The organism is Chitinophaga sp. CCNWYY40, assembly GCF_037483205.1.
Lineage (GTDB): Bacteria > Bacteroidota > Bacteroidia > Chitinophagales > Chitinophagaceae > Chitinophaga > Chitinophaga ginsengisegetis.
Map to the genome: position 1 here is coordinate 519498 of NZ_JBBHLF010000003.1, position 18374 is coordinate 537871.

An 18374-nucleotide genomic window follows, 5' to 3' on the forward strand; every position below is an offset into this window, starting at 1 on the left:
TCAGGTTGGTCTGAGTAAGACAAAACTCCGCAACTTTATACTGCTATGCGATACTTCATTCCTTTCTTTGTAGCAAAGCGCAATACGCCATCCTTATACTGATGCGGTATTACCGCTCCGTTACGATCTTTTACCACAGCGCTTTCCGGCAGCAACACGCGACACTCTGCACTGGTATTGGAGAGCAGGTTGAGTTCCTGCACCGCTTTATTCTTCCAGCTGAAATCCACTACAAAACCATTGATGGCACAAAGTCCTTTTACCTGGCCGGCAGCAAATTCCTCATTGTCCGGCAGGGCCGGCAGCAGGCGGATCACGTTGTCGCCGCCATGACTTTGCAGCAACATTTCCGCGATACCGGCAACAGCGCCTAAGTTACCATCAATCTGGAACGGCGGATGCGCGCAGAACAGGTTAGCATAGGTACCCGCACCTGATCTCATACTTATTTCGCTGGTAGCCGCAGCAGGCGCCAATAATTCGCGCAACATCGTATAGGCGTGGTTGCCGTTGCCTAAGCGGGCCCAGAAAGCAATTTTCCATGCGCGTGACCATCCGGTGCCGCCATCGCCTCTTCTGAGCAGCGTTTTTTCCGCAGCAGCGGCCAGCTCCGGCGTATCCCACGGCGTAATTTCATCGTAAGGGTATAAGCCATACAATGGTGATACGTGGCGGTGATGCGGATCGGATTCTTTATAATCCTGCAGCCATTCCTGCACCCCGCCTGTGCTCGGGCTTACCTGGTTAGGCGCCAGTTTGTTCAGTACCACCTGGAGTGTGTCTGCCCAGGCTTTATCTGTTTGCAGGATGCGGGCCGCTTCCTGGTTGGCTTTGAGCAGATCCCTTCCGATCTGCATGTCCATTGTTGGGCCCATACAGGTTTGTCCCTGCTGCCCGTTGGGCAGGATGTACGCATTTTCCGGTGAATTGGAAGGCGCCGTAACCAGCCACTGATGCGATGGTTCGGTGATCAGGATATCTTTATAAAATACAGCCGCGCCTTTCAGTACCGGGTATATTTCTTTCAGGAACTTTTTATCGTTGGTATACTGGTAATGTTTCCAGAGATGAGTGGCTACCCAGGCGCCGCCGGTTAAGGTAGAGCCCCAGTCGGCCCCCTCTCCTGGAGAAGTAAAGCCCCACGGATTGTTGATCACATGCGCTACCCAGCCATCTGCGTTATAGTAAGTACGGGCGGTGCGCTGACCATATTTCGCCATTTGCCTCGCCAGTGTAAACAGTGGCTGGTGGCAGTCCGACAGGTTGGTTACTTCCGCCGGCCAGTAGTTCATCTGTACGTTGATGTTGAGGTGATAGTCGGCGTTCCACGGCGTTTGGTACTCTTCCGCCCACAGCCCCTGTAAATTGGCCGGCATGCCGCCATTACGGGAGGAGCTGATCAGCAGGTACCGTCCGAAGTTAAAATACAGGGAGGCCAGGGAAGCGTCTTTCTTACCGTCGTGCAGGCGTTGCAGCCGGTCGATGGTAGCGAGTGACTTCACCTCCTCATTGCTGTTATCTGTAAACGATATGCGGCAACGGTTGAAGAACGACGTATAGTCTTTCACGTGTGCCTGCAGTAATGATTGCCACGACGACGCTGTGACTTTGCTGATGTCTGCCAGTGTTTTCGGCATCGGGGCCGGACCGGGCGTTTCCACCGCCGGCCAGTTCATATTGGTACGTGCGGCCACCAGTAATAAGCATTCGGTGGCGCCGGTAATGGTGATCTGGCCGTTGCTTTGTGTGCGGGTGCCGCCTTTGGGTATTACTTTCAGTACAGCTGCATACTGAACGCCGGGGTCGTTATTGCCGCCATTCAGTATACCGCTCATTTCCAGGTTGCCGTTTACCAGTTTCAGTGCAGCGCGTTCTTTCCGATATAACCCTGTGCTGAAAGAGAGACTACCGGGCTTGCTGGCGGTGAGTCGTACCACAGCCACCTGCCCGGGGGCCGATACCAGTACTTCTTCCTTAAAAATAACTCCGTTCTTCTCCCAGCTTACGGCACTGATGGCGCTATCCAGCCGCAGCTGACGCTGGTAGTTGCTTACCGCCGACGTGGTATCTTTCCACTGGATAAAAAGATCGCCCAGGGTTTGATAGCAACCAAACTTTACGTTGGCGCCGCCACTACTTCCCGGACCCTTGCACACAAAATATTGCTGCAGCATTTTCTGCGCTTCAATATTCTTTCCTTCCAGTAATAATGTTCTGATCTGTGGCAGGTAGTTGCCAGCTTCTTTGCTGTCGGCATCCTGTACGCCTCCGGCCCACATCGATATTTCGTTTAACACAATGCGTTCCCTGTTGGTGTTACCAAACACCATAGCGCCCATACGCCCGTTTCCCAACGGGGCAGACGCGGTAAAATGCCGGGCCGGTTCACTGAACCGTACCGTTACATCAGATTGCGCCGATAACGTGAGGGCGCCCAATAAAAATGCAGCTTGCAGCGTGGAATATATCTTGCAGTTCATGTGCATCAAGATATATAAAATAGTTATGCAACGGAAGCCCGCAAGAGGGAATTGCTAATTACAAATTAAGAAATGCGAATTCAGTATCGGTGACCGGCTCATTGCAGCCGCTTCACGCCTTCCATACACGCCCGGGCGTTATGATAAGGGCATTTCCAGAGTCCGGCTTTGTCTTCCGGGATGATGCTGTAATCTTTGTACACGCCCCAGAACCATTCGCCATTGGTTTTATCGATGATGTGCTGCGTGATAAAGTTCCAGGTGTTTTGTGCATGTTGCAGATAGCGGCCATGCGGCTGTAGCTGCCAGGCGTTGATAAAACCCACCAGCGCTTCGGCCTGCGGCCACCAGTGTTTTTCGGTATTCATATGCCGGCGGGAAGTTTCATATTCATACCAGAGACCTCCATCTTTATCTATGCCGCCATGCAGGGCGGCATTGGTGATCACCAGCGCCAGTTTCCGGTATTGTTCCGTGAGAACCGGATCACCGATAATTTCCGCGGCTTCCTGCAGGAGCCAGCTGGCTTCAATATCATGACCATAGGATACATTGTTCCCTTTTACCTGCCATTGTTCATCAAAAAATAAATGCAGATGCCCGCTTTTTTTATCGATGATCTTATCATAGAATACCTGCAACAGCCCTTGTATTTGTGTGCGTAGTTTTTCATCCGGCCAAACCGTGTACAGGTTGGCATAGGCTTCTACCACATGCAGGTGGGTGTTCATGGTTTTCTTTTCATTGGCATCTTTTGCACTGAGGCGCAGGTCCGCTATTTCCTGCCACTCCCGTGTGAATGCTTCAAAGTAGCCGCCATAAACCGGATCGTAGCTGTGTTCTTCCATACTGTTGTACAGGGAGATGGCCGTAGCCAGTACCTCCGGATGCGCCGCCGCCTTGTAGTATTCACTGTATGCGTAAAGTGCAAATGCAATAGCGTATACCTGTTTCTTTGTTTCTGCCGGCTGACCGGTATAATCCACCGTCCAGTATACACCTCCGTAGATATGATCAATAAAGTGCGTATTAAAATACTGATATGCACGATCCGCCATTGCAAGGCAGGCCGGGTTGCGGGTACTGTTGTAAGCAGCTGCAAACGTCCACAGGATGCGGGCATTTAACACAGCTCCTTTGGCTGCTTCCGGCACGGGGATATTATCATTTCCAAGCTTACCATAAAAGCCGCCGTATGTTTCATCCGGCGTGTATTTCATCCAGTAATCCAGGATGGCCGTGAGTTCTTTTTCCAATGATGCTTTTAATTCCTGTTGCATTATTTCCTTCTTTGTTCCAGTTCAGCAGAGATAGTAGCAATGCGCTCTTCAGAAAGCGGGTACATTGCAATAAATATAATAGACAATACCGACCCAATAGCCGGTAAAAAGCTAAGCATTAACAGGATGCCGTTTTGTGCGGCATCGGCCTGTACTTCGTTGGCTTTAAAACCAAAAGCGCCCAGCAGCCAGCCGGTAAGTGCACCGCCAATCGTCCAGCCAAATTTCTGCGACATAGAGGAGGAAGAGAAAATCAAACCAGTGGCACGGCGACCGTTTCTCCATTCTGAATAATCCGCAATATCTGCATACATCGACCATAATAACGGGAAAATAATACCTGCGCAAATACTGATGAGGAACTGGAAAATAAAGATCAGTGTGAGCTGTCCGCGGCCCAGCCAGTAAAACCCGGTACTGAGTACAGAAGCTATCACCATAGCGCCCAGGTAGGTATTCTTCTTGCCAATTTTATTACCTATGGGAGAAGCAAGGATTACGCCCGCTATATTGGCCGCCTGGCCCAGTACCAGATACAGCGTGGAATAAGTGATGCTGATACTGCCCAACTTAAATGCCTGTGCATTCTGTATATAATATTTGAAATAATACAGGGTAGCGCCATCGCGGATAGAATTGAAGATAAGTGCAGCAATACCCGCCCCCAGCAAGATCCACCAGGGTTTGTTTCTCCAGAGATCCTTTACATCTTCTTTCAGTGACGATTGTTCATCTTTGATAGGATGTACCCTTTCTTTCACCCAGGCAAAACACAGCAGGAATAAGATCACGCAGATTACTGCTATCACTACTACGCCCAGCTGCCAGCCAAGTTGCAGGTTTTCCCGGCCGCCGGCTTTACTAAAGAAATTTACCAGTGGTTCTATTAATGCCAGCGCAATAAGACTGCCCCCAAAAGCAAAGGCCATCCTGAAAGAGGCCAGCGTATTCCTCTCCTTTCCATCGGCAGAAATTACTCCCAGCAACGATGCGTAAGGCACATTAATCAGGGAATAGATCATCATCATGGCGGAATAGGTGATGTAAGCGTATACCAGCTTGCCCGTGGCGCTATAGTCCGGCGTGGTAAAAGTGAGTACACCGATAATACCAAAAGGCACCGCCATATATAAAATGTATGGCCTGAACTTTCCCCACCTGGAATGGGTTCTGTCGGATAAAGTACCTACTACCGGATCAAAGAAGGTATCCCATATACGGGTAACCAGGAACATAGTTCCTACTGCTGCGGCAGCAATGCCCATCACATCTGTATAAAAAAACAACAGGTACATACCAAACAACTTCCAGAACATGGAAGAAGCCATATCCCCAAAGCCATACCCTACTTCTTCTTTTAACGAAATTTTGTTGCCCATAGGTGGAATTCTGCTTAAAAAATATTTTATACTGCGATTAGCAAATCTATCTCTATAAAGGACAATTTTTATAATACTTATTTATCTATTCAGGGTGCTTTGTTATCAATTGGGGATATCAGTCTTCCGCAGGGGTGATTTCAAATCTGGCGGCGTAATGCAATGGCTCCACAGGCCTACCCGTAAGGGCGCCCCAGGCATAGGTAAAACAGGCCCCGAAATAAAAAATCAGGGAAGAATAAAACATAAACAACAACACCAGCACAGTAGACGCAGAAGCGCCATAAATGCTGTTAATACTACTATAAGTGAGCATGACCTTTAATACCATTTTCCCGATGTTAAACAGGATACTGGTCACCAGCGCACCGGTAATCCCTATCCTCCAGCGCGGACGCCCGTCCGGCAGGAAATGGAACACAAGGAAAAACCAGATGGTGACAATGATCACAGAAATAACATAGTTGAGCGTACTGTTATAATAACTGGCCAGCGCAGGCAGGTATAGGTCTATATACTTTCCAAGAAAGATACGCGCGGTTTCCGCCACCAGGTCGATGATAAACAGGACACCTGCAAAAACAATCACCAGCACGGCCTTCAGCCGCGACACCATAATTTCCCAAAAGCTACTTTTGTGAGCTGGTCTTATTTTCCACAGCTCATTCAGGGAGCCCTTAATAATTTTAAAGAGTGTAGTAGCTACAAACAGCAGGAAGATAAATCCGGCAATAGCAATGATCCAGTTCTGTGCAATACTCCGGAAGGCTTTCAGGGTTTCGAGGATGGCTTCGGTTGCTTCCTTTCCAAACATACCTTCCAGCTGTACCATGAGGCGCTGGCCGGGATGCTGTATGCGGAAAATAATACGCAGCAGCTGGATAATAATAATCAGGATAGCGGGCAACGCAAAAGTGGTGAAGAAGGCTGTAGCACCAGCCATCCGCAGCGGGTCGCTGGCCTGCAATGCCTTATATGCCTCTCTGAAGGAAAGCAGGAAAAGCTGCCAGCGTGGCAATTGTTTTTCTGTTGTAATGGTGTTCATACCTCTCCCAATTTACTGATTAATTTCCGTGTTTGTTTTAACAGCTCTATGGCCAATGGGGTTAATGGCGGGAAAGCTGACGGCTGATGTCAGGAAACTGAAGGATTGGTAATGGGCATATTTTATCAGGTGGTCTTGGGAAATATAAAAACGCGGTGTAGCGGGGACTTACTCATGTGGCGATTCCTGCTCCATTTTCTATTATTTACCAAATGTAGTACCTTAGAAAAGAGCAAAAAAATATCTCTACAGATATTTTTTTTCATTCTATTATTCTGATTCCGCGACTATCAAACACCCTCAACTTCGCATAGAAAATGAAAAAGCTGAAAGTATACATTGCCACCAGCCTGGATGGTTACATCGCCGACCGCAATGGAAAAATTGAATGGAGGCAGACCTCATCGATGAAATGATCATACATGTGATGCCGGTAGTATTGGGAGAAGGACGCCCATTATTTGGCGGCATACCAATGGAAAAAGTATTCCGTTTAACGGATACCGCATCTCATCCCAATGGTGTGCTGAAACTGCACTACACGATATAACTGATACGTTATTTCTTTACCATCTGCGCAATCCCGCGGCCGAAAGACCAGTCCTCCAGATCGTTTTCCACGAAGATGATAATTACATCATCTGCACTCACCGGTGTGGCAGCGGCAATACGGCTGGCTATTTTTTCATACAGCGCCTGTTTCATATCCGGTGTTCTGCCGGCCCTGGCCGTAATGCGGATGTAGAGCAGGTTATCTGTATGCGGCACGTCAAAATAACTTTCCGGATAAAGGATATCGCCGGGTTCCATTGCATGAATCACCTGGAAATAATCCGCCTGGGGAATACTAAAAATATCCACGAGGCTCTGGTGAACAGCGAGGGAAATGTCCTTTTTATTTTGTTGGGAAAGATGTTTTCCCAGGTAGATCTGTACGAAAGGCATGACTTATTTATTTATGATGATAGAAGGCTGATCTTTTCTCAACAGGTAAACAGCTATAAAGGTTGCAGGTTGATCGTTCTGCGCATTTTTGAATACACTGATTTCCCTGCCTGCTGCTTCCCGGAAGCTGTCGCCGGCGTGCAGCAACTGTGCAGGCTCTCCGGCTGGCTGGTACAGGATCTGCCCCGATACTACATATCCATATACTTCACACGGATGATGATGTACCGGCGCTCCCTGTGCCGGTGCAAAAGTGATCTCGTCCATTTTTACTGTTTCCACAGATATGCCAGGCAGCGCCTGCTGCAGTAATACTTTGCGGGCTGGCGGCGTTTGTGCAGCCAATGTTCCGGTAGTTAGCACGCTCATGATCAGCAATATTTTTTTCATGATTCAAATTTACTACGGTTTCATACATTTGTAATATTGAAACATTTAACATTATACTTTAATAAAACTAAATCATGATAACAGACCTGCTGGAGATGGACCTGCTCCGCACCTTTGTGCTGGCGGTGGATCTCGATAGTTTTGCGCGGGCAGCCGACCAGGTGTCAAGGTCACAATCGGCCGTAAGCCTTCAGATGCAGCGGCTGGAAGAAATCACCGGTCAGCAGCTATTCATCAGGCAGGGACGCGGCTGGCAACTCACCCCCGCCGGGGAAATATTACTGGGCTACGCCCGGCAGCTGCTGGATGTTAACCAGCAAGCCATCAATGCACTAACGGCCACGCATATAGCAGGAAAGGTAAAGCTGGGGCTGCCGGCAGACTTTGCAGAAAGTGGCTTGCCGGTAGTACTGGCGCGGTTTGCCGCTATACATCCTCAAATGGAAGTGGAAGTTACGATCGACCGGCAGGCAGTGCTTCAGCAACAGTTACAACGCGGTAAACTGGATGTGGTACTCTCCTTTGGAAAGGATGTACCGGAAGATGCCATCCTCATAGGACATGTACCTATACGATGGATCGGTAACAGTCAAAAGAATGTAGCGCAACTACAACCATTGCCATTGCTGCTGTTTGAAGCGCCATGCCTGTTTCGCAGTGTGGGCCTGGCCGCACTGGAAAAGGCAAGGCGTACATGGCGACCAGCGCTCACCAGTAGCAGCGTAGCCGGGATGTGGGCCGCCGCACAGGCCGGACTGGGTATCACCATCCGCACAGAAATGGGATTGCCTGCGGGCTGCGTGGCGCTTGCAACAGCCAGCGGGCTGCCGGCATTACCTGATGTGGCCGTGTTTATGCTTACCCGCAAAAAAACGCCGTCCCCTGCTGTAAAGCGACTTACGGATATTCTCTTCGACACCATCACTGCACAGGTGAATGATATCAGGAAACGAACGAAGAAAAAATAAAAAGCCCACCGGAAAACCGGCGGGCATGTGAATTTGTCTGTTCATCATTCTCTACAGTGTAATCTCCTGTACCGGGGAGAAAAGCAGATCTTCCACACCGGCTATTTTTAAGCCAACCCTCACAAATACGGAAGGTTGCGCCGGCACTACATCTGGTATGGTCAGCTGCAAACTGATATTAGCAGGATCAACGATATCGCCGCCGGCCATGTCGGCAGTTTCAATACTATTACGGCCATCCACAAACTGTGTTTTACACACATACAGGAATACCCGCTCAATATCCCTCGCATTGGCATCTTTAATGATCTTCTCGGCGCTAAAGGTTGCCGTGAGTTTTTTGGCCACCGCCGTAAATTTCGGAGACCGGATCATGTAATAAGGCATTACCTCGATATCCTGGTGCAGGTTGCCGGAGATAGTCAGCGGAATGGTATCTGTATTGGTTGTTTTATCAGGAATAGACCTGAAAGGCCCCTGGGCAGAAGGAATCACCAGTTTATAGGCAGCGTTGAACAACATCGCTGAAAACGAGCCGTCCTGGCTAACATTAACGTTGATGGGCGTACGGGTTCCCCATCCGGGTTCCCACAATTCAAAATATACATCGTTATAACTAACATTTATTGGTTCTCCCTGGTATACCAGTCGCCCGTTGAAAGTACTGGACGGCGCCTTATAGTTGTCTTTCTTGCAGGAAGCAGAAAAGACACCTAACGCAATGAATATCGCATACTGAATTTTAGTTCTCATAATAAATCACTTTATTGGTTAGGATTCTTTACTATTTTAGGATTATTATTCCGGATATCGTCTCCGATAAATCCGTAATAATTTCCTAAACGGAACAAATGCGCAGAGGTAACCGCTCCGGGCAATACCTGTTTAAATACATACTTACCGTTATTGGCACTTCCCGGATCATATACTTTGTAAGGCCACAGGGCAAATACGCGGGTGCTTACTGCTGTTGCACTTCCCGGCATAGTGGTAAGCGGCGTTTTAGCGCCATTCCATACCTTGTGTGCCAAACGCCAGCGCTTCATATCCCAGAACTCGTGCCCTTCAAAGGCCAACTCCACTTTTCTTTCATGTACAATCCGGTCGAAAGTGATTTGTGCGGCTGTCAGCGGAATTTTAAAGCCGGCCCTTTCACGCACCTCATTGATATAGCCGGCGGCCACTCCTGCCTGGCCCAGTTCAAACGCTGCTTCTGCAGCGTTCAGCAGTACTTCTGCGTAACGGTAACGGATCCACCACACTTCACTCTGCGTACCAATACGGCCGGAGCCAACAGTTGGGTCCATATATTTACGGATGATAAAGCCGGATTGCGCGCTGAACTCCAGGTTATTTACCGGGCCGTCGAACCCAACCACCTGCACATCCGGGCCATTCGGTTCCAGCTTTGCCTTTGCTCCGAAATTATCGCCGGTAACAATGCTGCCATCTTTTTTAATATAACCAGCCCAGATATCCACTTTCTTATCTTTAAATTCAGATCCCGGCAACATAACTGTGGCGGCTAAACGTGGATCCCGGTTGGCAAACAGGTCCATCGGATCGTTGTAATAGATATAGCCTCCACCACTGGCATTTATGGGGAGCGGGGCAAAGGTGTTATCCAATAACTCGAACGATTGCACGAGATTCAGCGATGGATTGAGGCGGCCACCCTGTTGTTCCTCGGCATTGGAACGGGGCTGGCTCCATAAGGTCCAGGGTTGTACTCTTCCGCTCTGTAGTTTGTAATCCTTTGCAAATATTACTTCCGGATTAGAGCCTTTGTCTATAAACAGGCTGACAAAATTCTGTGTAACATTATCTGAATTCTTTTTATACAAAGAATAACTTCCTGTTGCAATCAGCTCCTGCGCTGCCTGCAAGGCAGTGGTATAATAAGCATTTGCTTTTGAAACAGGAATGCCCACTTCTCCACCAGGCAAAGATACCTGCGGTGTTTCTGCCCCATGTTTCGCAATGGAACCGGCATATAGTGCTGCCCTTGTTTTGGTGGCCAGTGCCAGTCCTACCGTTACACGTGTTTTACTTACCGGGCTTGCAGGCACATATTTCTTTACAGAATCCATTTCACTGATCACAAAATCATAGATCTCCGATTCTTTTGCGCGTGGATGTTGCAGGTAAGCAGGATCATTTTTATAATCATATTCCATTGCCTGCAGGATCAGCGGCACACCGCCCACCCTTTTTACTTCTTCAAAATACACCACTGCTCTCAGGTATCGCGCTTCTGCTATAAACCGGTCTTTCACCTCTTGTTTAAGCTTTGTAGAAGTACCGCATTTTTCAATAAAGATATTCAGCTCCCTGATGTAGGCGTAGTCCCAATAGGTTACTTCCGCACCTCCGCGAACAATCATACCCGGAAACACGTATGGATAATCACCAGCGCTATGCCGCCAGTACTGGCCATTTTCAGAAGCAAAGGCTTCATCGAAACGGGCAAATTCTCCCCAGTTATCAATGGTTTGTACTACCATCGACGGAATGGTGGAATTGTTCACATCTGTTTGCCTGTCGGGATAACGATCATACAGATCTGCCAGCACTGACAGAATCAGCCCTTCATCATTCCATAACTGATCGTTCTGCAGGATGTTGGACGGTGGCACATCCAGGAAATCTTTGTCCCTGTTGCAGGCCGTACTTAAAGCGAGTGCACAAAGACCTATATATAACAAACTTTTTTTCATAACAAATCTTATTAATTACTTAGAAAGTAAAGTTCAACCCAATATTAACCAGCTTATTCTGCGGATACTGCAACCCGTTTTCATCAGCTATTTCCGGTTCTATTCCAAGATCTTTTACATTATCCAGCGAGAAGAGGTTGTAAGTATTTACATATACCCTCACCTTCTTAAACCTGATCCTGTCCAGTATTTGCTGGGGGATGGAATAACCAATTTCCATTGTTCTCAACCGCAGGTAATGCACATTATGCAACCAGAAAGTGGAAGGCTTGTTGTAATTACTATGACCACCTTTATTGAAACGCAGCGGAGGGTTTTTACCGGGAATCCATTTGCTGTTCAGGTCAAAAGGATCTTCGCGGTGCCAGCGGTCATCGTAGAATTGTTTCAACAGGTTACCGCCGTTCTGATAGGGCCATCTCATTTCCCAGTTCTGATTGTAGGAGTACATGGAGCCACCGGAGAAGTCGGCTGTAAAATCAATACCATTCCATCTTACACCGAAGTTCAAACCAAAGTTAACAGTAGGGTTACCGGTTGTCTGGTAGCCAATAGGGCGCTGATCGTAATCATTAATTACGTTATCACCGTTCATATCTTTGTAGATAATATCTCCCGGTAACAAAGTTTTATTGCCTTGCCCGTCAACGTTAACAGGGTATTTGTTGATTTCTTCCTGCGACTGGAACTGACCAATTGCTTCATATCCCCAGTAGATATTATTCCAGCGGTCTTCAATGGAATTCCTGTAATGATCCCATGAGTTGCCCCACACCGGTTTATAACTTTCGAGGAACCTGCTGCGGGAGTAAGACACATTACCACCTATCACGAAATTCACTTTGCCTGCCTGCCCGTTATAGGCGGCAGAGAACTCACCACCTCTCTGAGAATCGCTGTTCACGTTTTCATCCGGCAGGTTGTAACCTATTTCACTTGGCACCAGTACATCGTATTTACGACCGCGTAAACCGGAGCGTTTACGGTTGAAGAAATCGAGGGAGCCGGATATTTTCCCGTTCCACAACTGATAATCCAATCCTACGTCGGCGATCTTACTGGTAAACCAGGAGAGGCGGTCGTTGGGAACGCCCTTATCGCGCGAGCCCCTGATAACAGTGCCATCCAGGATTACGGTAGAAGTGCCATAGGTGTACCCCGGCAGATAATCGTAGGCGCCGATACCAATATCATCGTCACCCAGTTCGCCATAAGAAGCCCGGAGTTTTAATTCTGTAAGAATAGAATTTCCGCCCAACCAGTTCTTAACAAAAGGTTCTTCTGTTATTCTCCATCCTCCGGAGATAGATGGGAAAAAGCCCCATCTTTTATCTGGTGTAAATTTCCAGGAGCCATCATAACGGCCCGCTACTTCGAGAAAGTATTTATCGCTGAAGCTATAGTTCAGGCGGCCGATGTAGCCTACACGTGCTTCCGTCCAGTCATTATCATTATAAGTATCCATATCGGAAAACTGGATCAGTGGCAGCTCGTTACTTTTGGGTACGGCATGCACCCATACATCCAGTTCCCGGCGTTTGATACGTTCAGATACCAATGTAGCGCCGATGGTGTGTTTGCCGAAAGTGTTGTTATAATTGATCTGGCCCTGCAGTACATTTTCCAGTACTTTATGGTTGCCTCTTTCCCTCCAGGGATTGGAGCTTCCTCCGGTGCGCAGATAGGTATCGGTGGCTTCCTGGTAGGTGTAGGTATCGTACGTGTATTCGTGACCGTTCATCAGCTTATCGGCGAAATAGTAGGAATACATTCCTTTCAGTGTAAGCCCCTTTATCGGTGTTTCGTAAGTAGCATTGAAGTTGGTTTGCAGTACGCGCCAGTCTTCCGTCCAGTAGCCGGAGATGTCTTTGGTTTGCACCGCCCAGTTCTCTGTGTTATGGCCGATATCATTTGGATACAGCGGGTTGTCGTTGGCGTAAGGTCTTTCTGTGGGCCTGTTGCGGAACAGGGCGAAACGGGGCGCCCAATAATCGTCGCCACCTGGTACGCCGGGGTTATCGCGTTGTTCAATACGACCGTTGATCTGTACGCCTACTTTTACACGTTTGGCCACTTTGGCATCCACGTTACTCTGGATGTTGGTACGGTTAAAATCAAACTCTCTTCCCAACACTGATTTCTGATCCAGGCGCGTGAGGGAAAGATAGTAGTTGATGTTCTCCGAACCGCCTGTAGCATTTACGTTAATAGAGTTCTGCGGGGCGTTTTTCTTGATAATAAAATCGTACCAGTCGAAGCTCTTATATCCTTTTTCTGTTCCTGCTTTCCATTTCTCCAGTTCTTCCCTGGTGATGTCTGTATGCGGGTTTTCGTCATTCATTTCTGCATCTGCTTTACCCAGCATCCATTCATAGGCGTTTACGGTTTTTGGAAACCTCGACCAGTTCTGCCATCCCGTATAGGCGTCTACGTTAATGGTATTTCCGGCGCCCATTTTACCACGTTTGGTGGTTACCACCACTACCCCATTGGCGGCCCTTACACCATAAATGGCGGCGGAGGCGTCTTTGAGTACGGTGATGCTTTCAATGTCGTTGGGGGAAATGTTATTGAACTGGCCGGCATCTTTCTGTATACCGTCAATTACATACAGGGCATTTCCAAAGTTACGGATCTGGATATTGGCGCCGGCGCCGGGCCTGCCGTCAGGCATACGGAAAGATACCCCTGGTATTTTACCTGCCAGCGTAGCGCTCACAGTAGAGGCGTGAACCCTCTCCAGGTCTTTACTGGTAACGCCGGAGATAGCGCCTGTAATAGACTCCTTCTTCTGTGTACCGTACCCAACCACTACTACTTCTCCCAATCCTTTACTATCAGTTTCCAGTTGTACGTTCACTACTTTCTTGCCCGACAGCGGAACTTCCTGTTTTAAAAATCCTACATAGGAAAACACCAGTACGGCACCATTTTCCGGAACAGACAGGGAGTAATTTCCGGCGCCATCTGTAGCGGTTCCTTTATTGGTGCCTTTTACATTCACTGTTACTCCTACCAGTGGTATTCCTTTATCGTCTGTTACCTTACCGGTAATTACCATGTCTGCAGGTGCAGCATGGGCCATCAGGCCGAGGGAAAGCAACAATACCGTAAATAGCCGGCAATAGCCGCCCGGTATCACTTTCCGGATTGAATTGCGGAAACGTAATCGTTTTTTCATAACAAGTTTTTGTGTGGTCTTATTAAATTATCAGGCTTACATAACTGTCTTTTGGTTGATGTCTGCTTTTGCTGTTGTTTACTTCACTACCGGAAATGCTACTATTCTCACCTTCGTGCAGCCATAGGGCACCAGGCTTATATTGGTTTCTTTGTCGTTTACTTTTCCTTTATAAATACCGTTCCTGTCTGTTACGGGTTGCGGCGCTACGTCATCCACCAGTTTCCACTCGGGGAGTTGTTTAGCTGTGGTGGTGAGGGTTACCGGCGCATGTGCCAGGTTCCATACAAAAGTGTCTGTTACGGGTTTCAGGGCGCTTACCTGCAGATACTTTGCCGGCTCGCGAATAATTTTTTCAGGCAGACCATAGTTCCATTCACCCTTCGGGTAAACGCTGAAGTAGTCACCTTCCACCTCATCATGTCCTTTCTCCCATTGTTCTTCTAACTTTAACGCGTATACGATCGGTCCTCTTTCCACTGCGCGTGAGTTACGGCCCCAGTTGGAAGTGCGTATCTGCATGGGCAGTTGCAATACCAGCTGATCATCGTTCTTCCAGTTACGGTTTACCGTAATGATCTGACCACCTTTTGCAGTGCGCAATTTTTCTCCGTTGAGCAATAGGGTTGCTTCATCGCACCAGGCTGGGATACGCAATTGGAGAGGAAAAGCAACCACCTGCTGCATACGCATCCGGAAGCGGATCTGTTCTTCAAAAGGATAGCCGGTTTCTTCCCGGATGGTAACGGATGTATTGCTTTTTCCCACTTTGGCCGTTACTTCATTCGGGCTGTATGTAAGTGCAGCCAGACCGTTTCCTGCGGTGCCATACCACAGGTGGGAAGCGAACTTCGTCCAGCCCTGGTGCATATTGGCCAGGCAGCAGGTATAACCGCTGCGCATGCCCAGTACGTTATTCATTTCCCGGTCGAACGGCAGGGAAAAATTGAATACGCCTCTTTTGATATTCACCTGGTTGGCTACCTGGAAGTATTGTTTGTTGTTATAGTCATCTGTTGTTTGAGTGGGCAGCGCATTAAAGGTCATACGTTCCAATGCTTCCATATACAGCGGATCACCGGTGATACCGATAATTTCCTCCAGGGAAAACATGGCTTCCACAACAGCACACAACTCTGTTCCCTGCGTAGGTGCGTTACCGTGAAGATCTTCATCCGCAGAGAAGATACCCATTGGCAAACCATGCAGGTTCATCAGGTCGGCAAAGCCGGTGTGCAGGTCCTGCAGGTATTTTTTGTTGCCGGTGCGTTGATAGTTCATCACGGGGTCCTTCAGTCCCATGCCTACATTCACGCCGTGCCGGCGCATCCAGTGCTGGTCATTTTGCTGCGCAGCGGCATCTATTACCCAACTGCGGTTACCGAGCCAACTGCTCCAGGTGAATGCCTGTGATTGCAGCAAGGTAGACAGTTCCAGCAGTTGTTTGTCTTTATTGATGCTATACAGCCATTGTGCTACCATTACATTCTCTGCGCCGCGGGAGGTGGCCCATTCCGTCCATTTACCGAGCGGGCAGGTTTTCAGTACCTGCAGCTGGTAATGAAAGTACCGCGTCATAAAAGGTAAAACACGGGGATCATTTGTGGCCGTATAATATTGTTGCAGTACTTTCAGCATCACCATCTTTGGCCACCAGTCGTCGCCGTCTGCAGCATTGCTAACGCCAATGGTTATATTTTTTGTTCTTTCGGCTTTTGTAAGCGGACCAAAATAGCCGGAAGGACGCTGATGATCAAGGGTCCAGTTGATATAACGGAGTACTTTATTCTTCAGCTCCTGGTCGTTGAGCAGGTAGGCCAGTGGCACAGCGCCATCCAGCCAGTAGGGTGTTTCTTCCCAGCCGTCACCTTTTCCACCTAGCCAGCCGTTGTCGTTCTTCACTTTATCGTATACTTCATCGAGGTGACCACTGGTACCATTGCGCATGATCTGCAGCTGGTGCAGCAGCCAGCCCTGTGGCTTTACTGCGCCCAGCGGCAATGCCTGGTAAACGGGTGCCACAAAAGTATTGGTGTCGGCTCTGGCACCCGGCAGATGCGCTGCATCCGCCGGGATAAGACCAGCAAAAAAAGCAGAAAGCATCATTAAGCCAAACAACTTTCGCTTTTTCATCATTATGGTTTTATAGTTACCAAAGCCGGGTTATATAATTTCTGATGGATCAGTTTTAGTTTTTCCAATGGCATTTTCTGCACTTTCCGGTCGTAGGTCATCAGGCCATTTATTTCCACTTCCACATCAGTTGTTTGTGTGTATACGGCGGCTGATAATCCTTGTTTGATCAGTGTTTCCAACCTGTCCGTAAAACCGCTGTAACGTTTAAAAAGATCTTCTTCATTTTTAAAGCTCTGGTATCCCCAGTTGTCTTTTTGCTGCCACACGTGACCGTTCACCGGCAGGCCGAGGCCACCGAATTCACCCAGTACAATGGCGCGTTTATCGCCATATATAGCCGGATCGGGCATTGCCGGTTCAGGATAGTTGTGCAGGTCGATGATATGTCCTACCGGGTAGAAATTACCGCCACTCGCAGTGTTCACGAGGCGGGAGGGATCTTTCTTCATAGTCCATTCCGCGATTTCTACAGTTTTGAATTGTCCCCATGCTTCGTTGAATGGCGTCCATACTACAATAGAAGGATAGTTGTATAAGTGGTCTATGATGGCGTTCCATTCCTTCCGGTAGTAGCCTTCTGATTCGGCTGAACGATTCTGATCGGTGGCACGGTCGATAATACCAGGGCGTGGCTCCCAGCCGTTTCCGAGATCGCCGCTTGGCATGTCCTGCCATACCAGCATACCCAGCTGATCGCAGTAATAATACCAGCGTGCGGGTTCTACTTTAATATGTTTCCGGATCATGTTAAAGCCCATTGCTTTAGTTTGTACGATATCAAACTTCAGGGCTTCATCTGTGGGTGCGGTATATAATCCGTCAGGCCACCAGCCCTGATCCAGCGGGCCGTACTGGAATACGAATTTATTGTTCAGCAACATGCGTTCCACACCGTTGGCATCTTTGCCAATGGAAGATTTGCGCATGGCGAAATAGCTTTTTACCTCGTCGATTACTTTACCTTTTCGTGTAACCGTAAGGGTAAGGTTATAGAGGAAAGGGTTTTCGGGCGACCATAATTTTGGCGACGCTATTTTCAATACGGCATTTTCACCGTTAATCGTGCTTTCTGCTACTTTGGTGCCACCGTCATACGCAGTTACTTTTACCACGTCGCCAGCTTTTACGTTTTCCACATTAGCCGCTACGGTAAGTGTTTCCTGGTCGATGTCGGGTGTTTGTTTGGTAGAGGCGATATAGGTATCCGCTACCGCTTCCACCCAAACCGTTTGCCAGATACCCGTTACCGGTGTATACCAGATCCCTTCGGGACGCTTTACCTGCTTACCTCTTGGCTGATCGCCGTCGTCGGTAGGGTCCCATACTTTTACTACGATCTCCTGTTTACCTTTTTTCACTAACGAGGTGATATCGAAGGTAAATGGATCAAAGCCGCCTTCGTGGCTGCCGGCTTCTTTACCATTCACGTATACGGTAGTACGCCAGTCGGATGCACCGAAGTGCAGCAGTATTTTTTTACCCTGCATACCAGAAGGCAGTGTGAGTGTGGTGTTATACCACAGGGTGCTGTCTTTCCCCACATTGCGGCCTACTCCGGAGAGTGCTGATTCAACAGCAAAAGGTACCAGTATTTTGCCGTCCCACGTGGCAGGTTGATGCTCCTCTTTTGCCTTGATGGCATAATTCCACAATCCGTTCAGGTTCTTCCAGTTGCCGCGAACCAGCTGCGGACGCGGATATTCCGGCAATGTGGCAGCCGGCGATACCTGTTCGCTCCAGGTGGAAGCAATCTTTCCATTCACCATTTTCCAATCCTGTTGTTGTGCTATTGCTGTACTGCTGCCCAATCCAAGTGCCAGTGCAAAAAATAGGTACTTCTTTTTCATATATTT

At 48.4% G+C, this 18374-nt stretch carries 13 protein-coding genes; 2 read left to right on the forward strand and 11 right to left on the reverse strand.

Annotated features, from left to right (window positions below):
- Positions 1–35: 35 nt before the first annotated feature.
- The 4 genes from V7S65_RS12570 to V7S65_RS12585 all read right to left on the reverse strand — a co-directional run bounded on the left by V7S65_RS12570 (position 36) and on the right by V7S65_RS12585 (position 6184).
- Entirely contained in the window at positions 36–2480 is a 2445-nt protein-coding gene (locus V7S65_RS12570; protein WP_336386885.1) for a glycoside hydrolase family 95 protein, read from the reverse strand.
- 98 nt (positions 2481–2578) lie between these two features.
- Positions 2579–3760, reverse strand: coding sequence for an AGE family epimerase/isomerase (locus V7S65_RS12575; protein ID WP_336386884.1), 1182 nt, complete (start codon positions 3758–3760; stop codon positions 2579–2581).
- Entirely contained in the window at positions 3760–5139 is a 1380-nt protein-coding gene (locus V7S65_RS12580) for an MFS transporter (protein ID WP_111577573.1), read from the reverse strand. The genes V7S65_RS12575 and V7S65_RS12580 overlap by 1 nt, the downstream gene beginning before the upstream one ends.
- Before the next feature lie 118 nt (positions 5140–5257).
- A complete protein-coding gene (locus V7S65_RS12585) occupies positions 5258–6184 on the reverse strand; it encodes a YihY/virulence factor BrkB family protein (RefSeq protein WP_111577574.1) in 927 nt (308 codons plus the stop codon).
- 388 nt (positions 6185–6572) lie between these two features.
- On the opposite strand from V7S65_RS12585, the gene V7S65_RS12590 reads away from it, so the two are divergent.
- Positions 6573–6734: a dihydrofolate reductase family protein gene (locus tag V7S65_RS12590; RefSeq protein WP_111577575.1), complete on the forward strand. Its 162-nt coding sequence runs from the start codon at positions 6573–6575 to the stop codon at positions 6732–6734.
- A gap of 8 nt (positions 6735–6742) precedes the next feature.
- Here V7S65_RS12590 and V7S65_RS12595 read toward each other — a convergent pair whose 3' ends face one another.
- Both V7S65_RS12595 and V7S65_RS12600 read right to left on the reverse strand, forming a co-directional pair.
- Entirely contained in the window at positions 6743–7129 is a 387-nt protein-coding gene (locus V7S65_RS12595; RefSeq protein WP_111577576.1) for a tautomerase family protein, read from the reverse strand.
- 3 nt (positions 7130–7132) lie between these two features.
- Positions 7133–7519 (reverse strand): cupin domain-containing protein, encoded by a 387-nt coding sequence (locus V7S65_RS12600; RefSeq protein WP_336386883.1) that lies wholly within the window; start codon positions 7517–7519, stop codon positions 7133–7135.
- A 74-nt stretch (positions 7520–7593) separates the two neighbouring features.
- Here V7S65_RS12600 and V7S65_RS12605 point away from each other — a divergent pair, with 74 nt between their 5' ends.
- Positions 7594–8487 (forward strand): LysR substrate-binding domain-containing protein, encoded by an 894-nt coding sequence (locus V7S65_RS12605; RefSeq protein ID WP_336386882.1) that lies wholly within the window; start codon positions 7594–7596, stop codon positions 8485–8487.
- 51 nt (positions 8488–8538) lie between these two features.
- On the opposite strand, the gene V7S65_RS12610 is transcribed toward V7S65_RS12605, so the two are convergent.
- From V7S65_RS12610 to V7S65_RS12630, 5 genes are all read right to left on the reverse strand, one after another.
- A complete protein-coding gene (locus tag V7S65_RS12610) occupies positions 8539–9240 on the reverse strand; it encodes a DUF3823 domain-containing protein (RefSeq protein WP_111577579.1) in 702 nt (233 codons plus the stop codon).
- 11 nt (positions 9241–9251) lie between these two features.
- Positions 9252–11204: a RagB/SusD family nutrient uptake outer membrane protein gene (locus V7S65_RS12615; RefSeq protein ID WP_111577580.1), complete on the reverse strand. Its 1953-nt coding sequence runs from the start codon at positions 11202–11204 to the stop codon at positions 9252–9254.
- A 19-nt stretch (positions 11205–11223) separates the two neighbouring features.
- Positions 11224–14385 carry a SusC/RagA family TonB-linked outer membrane protein gene (locus V7S65_RS12620; RefSeq protein ID WP_111577581.1) on the reverse strand — a complete coding sequence of 1054 codons (3162 nt, stop codon included), beginning with the start codon at positions 14383–14385 and terminating at the stop codon, positions 11224–11226.
- A 78-nt stretch (positions 14386–14463) separates the two neighbouring features.
- The gene (locus tag V7S65_RS12625; RefSeq protein ID WP_336386881.1) at positions 14464–16518 is read right to left on the reverse strand and encodes a beta-L-arabinofuranosidase domain-containing protein; all 2055 of its coding nucleotides are present in this window, start codon (positions 16516–16518) and stop codon (positions 14464–14466) included.
- A gap of 2 nt (positions 16519–16520) precedes the next feature.
- Positions 16521–18368 (reverse strand): glycoside hydrolase family 2 protein, encoded by a 1848-nt coding sequence (locus V7S65_RS12630; RefSeq protein WP_336386880.1) that lies wholly within the window; start codon positions 18366–18368, stop codon positions 16521–16523.
- Between the last annotated feature and the right edge of the window lie 6 nt (positions 18369–18374).

Excerpts from the sequence above, each read along its gene's own strand:
- V7S65_RS12585 (WP_111577574.1), bottom strand. The coding sequence starts at position 6,184 with ATGAACACCATTACAACAGAAAAACAATTGCCACGCTGGCAGCTTTTC.
- V7S65_RS12610 (WP_111577579.1), bottom strand. The coding sequence starts at position 9,240 with ATGAGAACTAAAATTCAGTATGCGATATTCATTGCGTTAGGTGTCTTT.
- V7S65_RS12625 (WP_336386881.1), bottom strand. The coding sequence starts at position 16,518 with ATGAAAAAGCGAAAGTTGTTTGGCTTAATGATGCTTTCTGCTTTTTTT.
- V7S65_RS12580 (WP_111577573.1), bottom strand. The coding sequence starts at position 5,139 with ATGGGCAACAAAATTTCGTTAAAAGAAGAAGTAGGGTATGGCTTTGGG.
- V7S65_RS12600 (WP_336386883.1), bottom strand. The coding sequence starts at position 7,519 with ATGAAAAAAATATTGCTGATCATGAGCGTGCTAACTACCGGAACATTG.
- V7S65_RS12590 (WP_111577575.1), top strand. The coding sequence starts at position 6,573 with ATGGAGGCAGACCTCATCGATGAAATGATCATACATGTGATGCCGGTA.
- V7S65_RS12615 (WP_111577580.1), bottom strand. The coding sequence starts at position 11,204 with ATGAAAAAAAGTTTGTTATATATAGGTCTTTGTGCACTCGCTTTAAGT.
- V7S65_RS12605 (WP_336386882.1), top strand. The coding sequence starts at position 7,594 with ATGATAACAGACCTGCTGGAGATGGACCTGCTCCGCACCTTTGTGCTG.
- V7S65_RS12620 (WP_111577581.1), bottom strand. The coding sequence starts at position 14,385 with ATGAAAAAACGATTACGTTTCCGCAATTCAATCCGGAAAGTGATACCG.
- V7S65_RS12595 (WP_111577576.1), bottom strand. The coding sequence starts at position 7,129 with ATGCCTTTCGTACAGATCTACCTGGGAAAACATCTTTCCCAACAAAAT.
- V7S65_RS12630 (WP_336386880.1), bottom strand. The coding sequence starts at position 18,368 with ATGAAAAAGAAGTACCTATTTTTTGCACTGGCACTTGGATTGGGCAGC.
- V7S65_RS12575 (WP_336386884.1), bottom strand. The coding sequence starts at position 3,760 with ATGCAACAGGAATTAAAAGCATCATTGGAAAAAGAACTCACGGCCATC.
- V7S65_RS12570 (WP_336386885.1), bottom strand. The coding sequence starts at position 2,480 with ATGAACTGCAAGATATATTCCACGCTGCAAGCTGCATTTTTATTGGGC.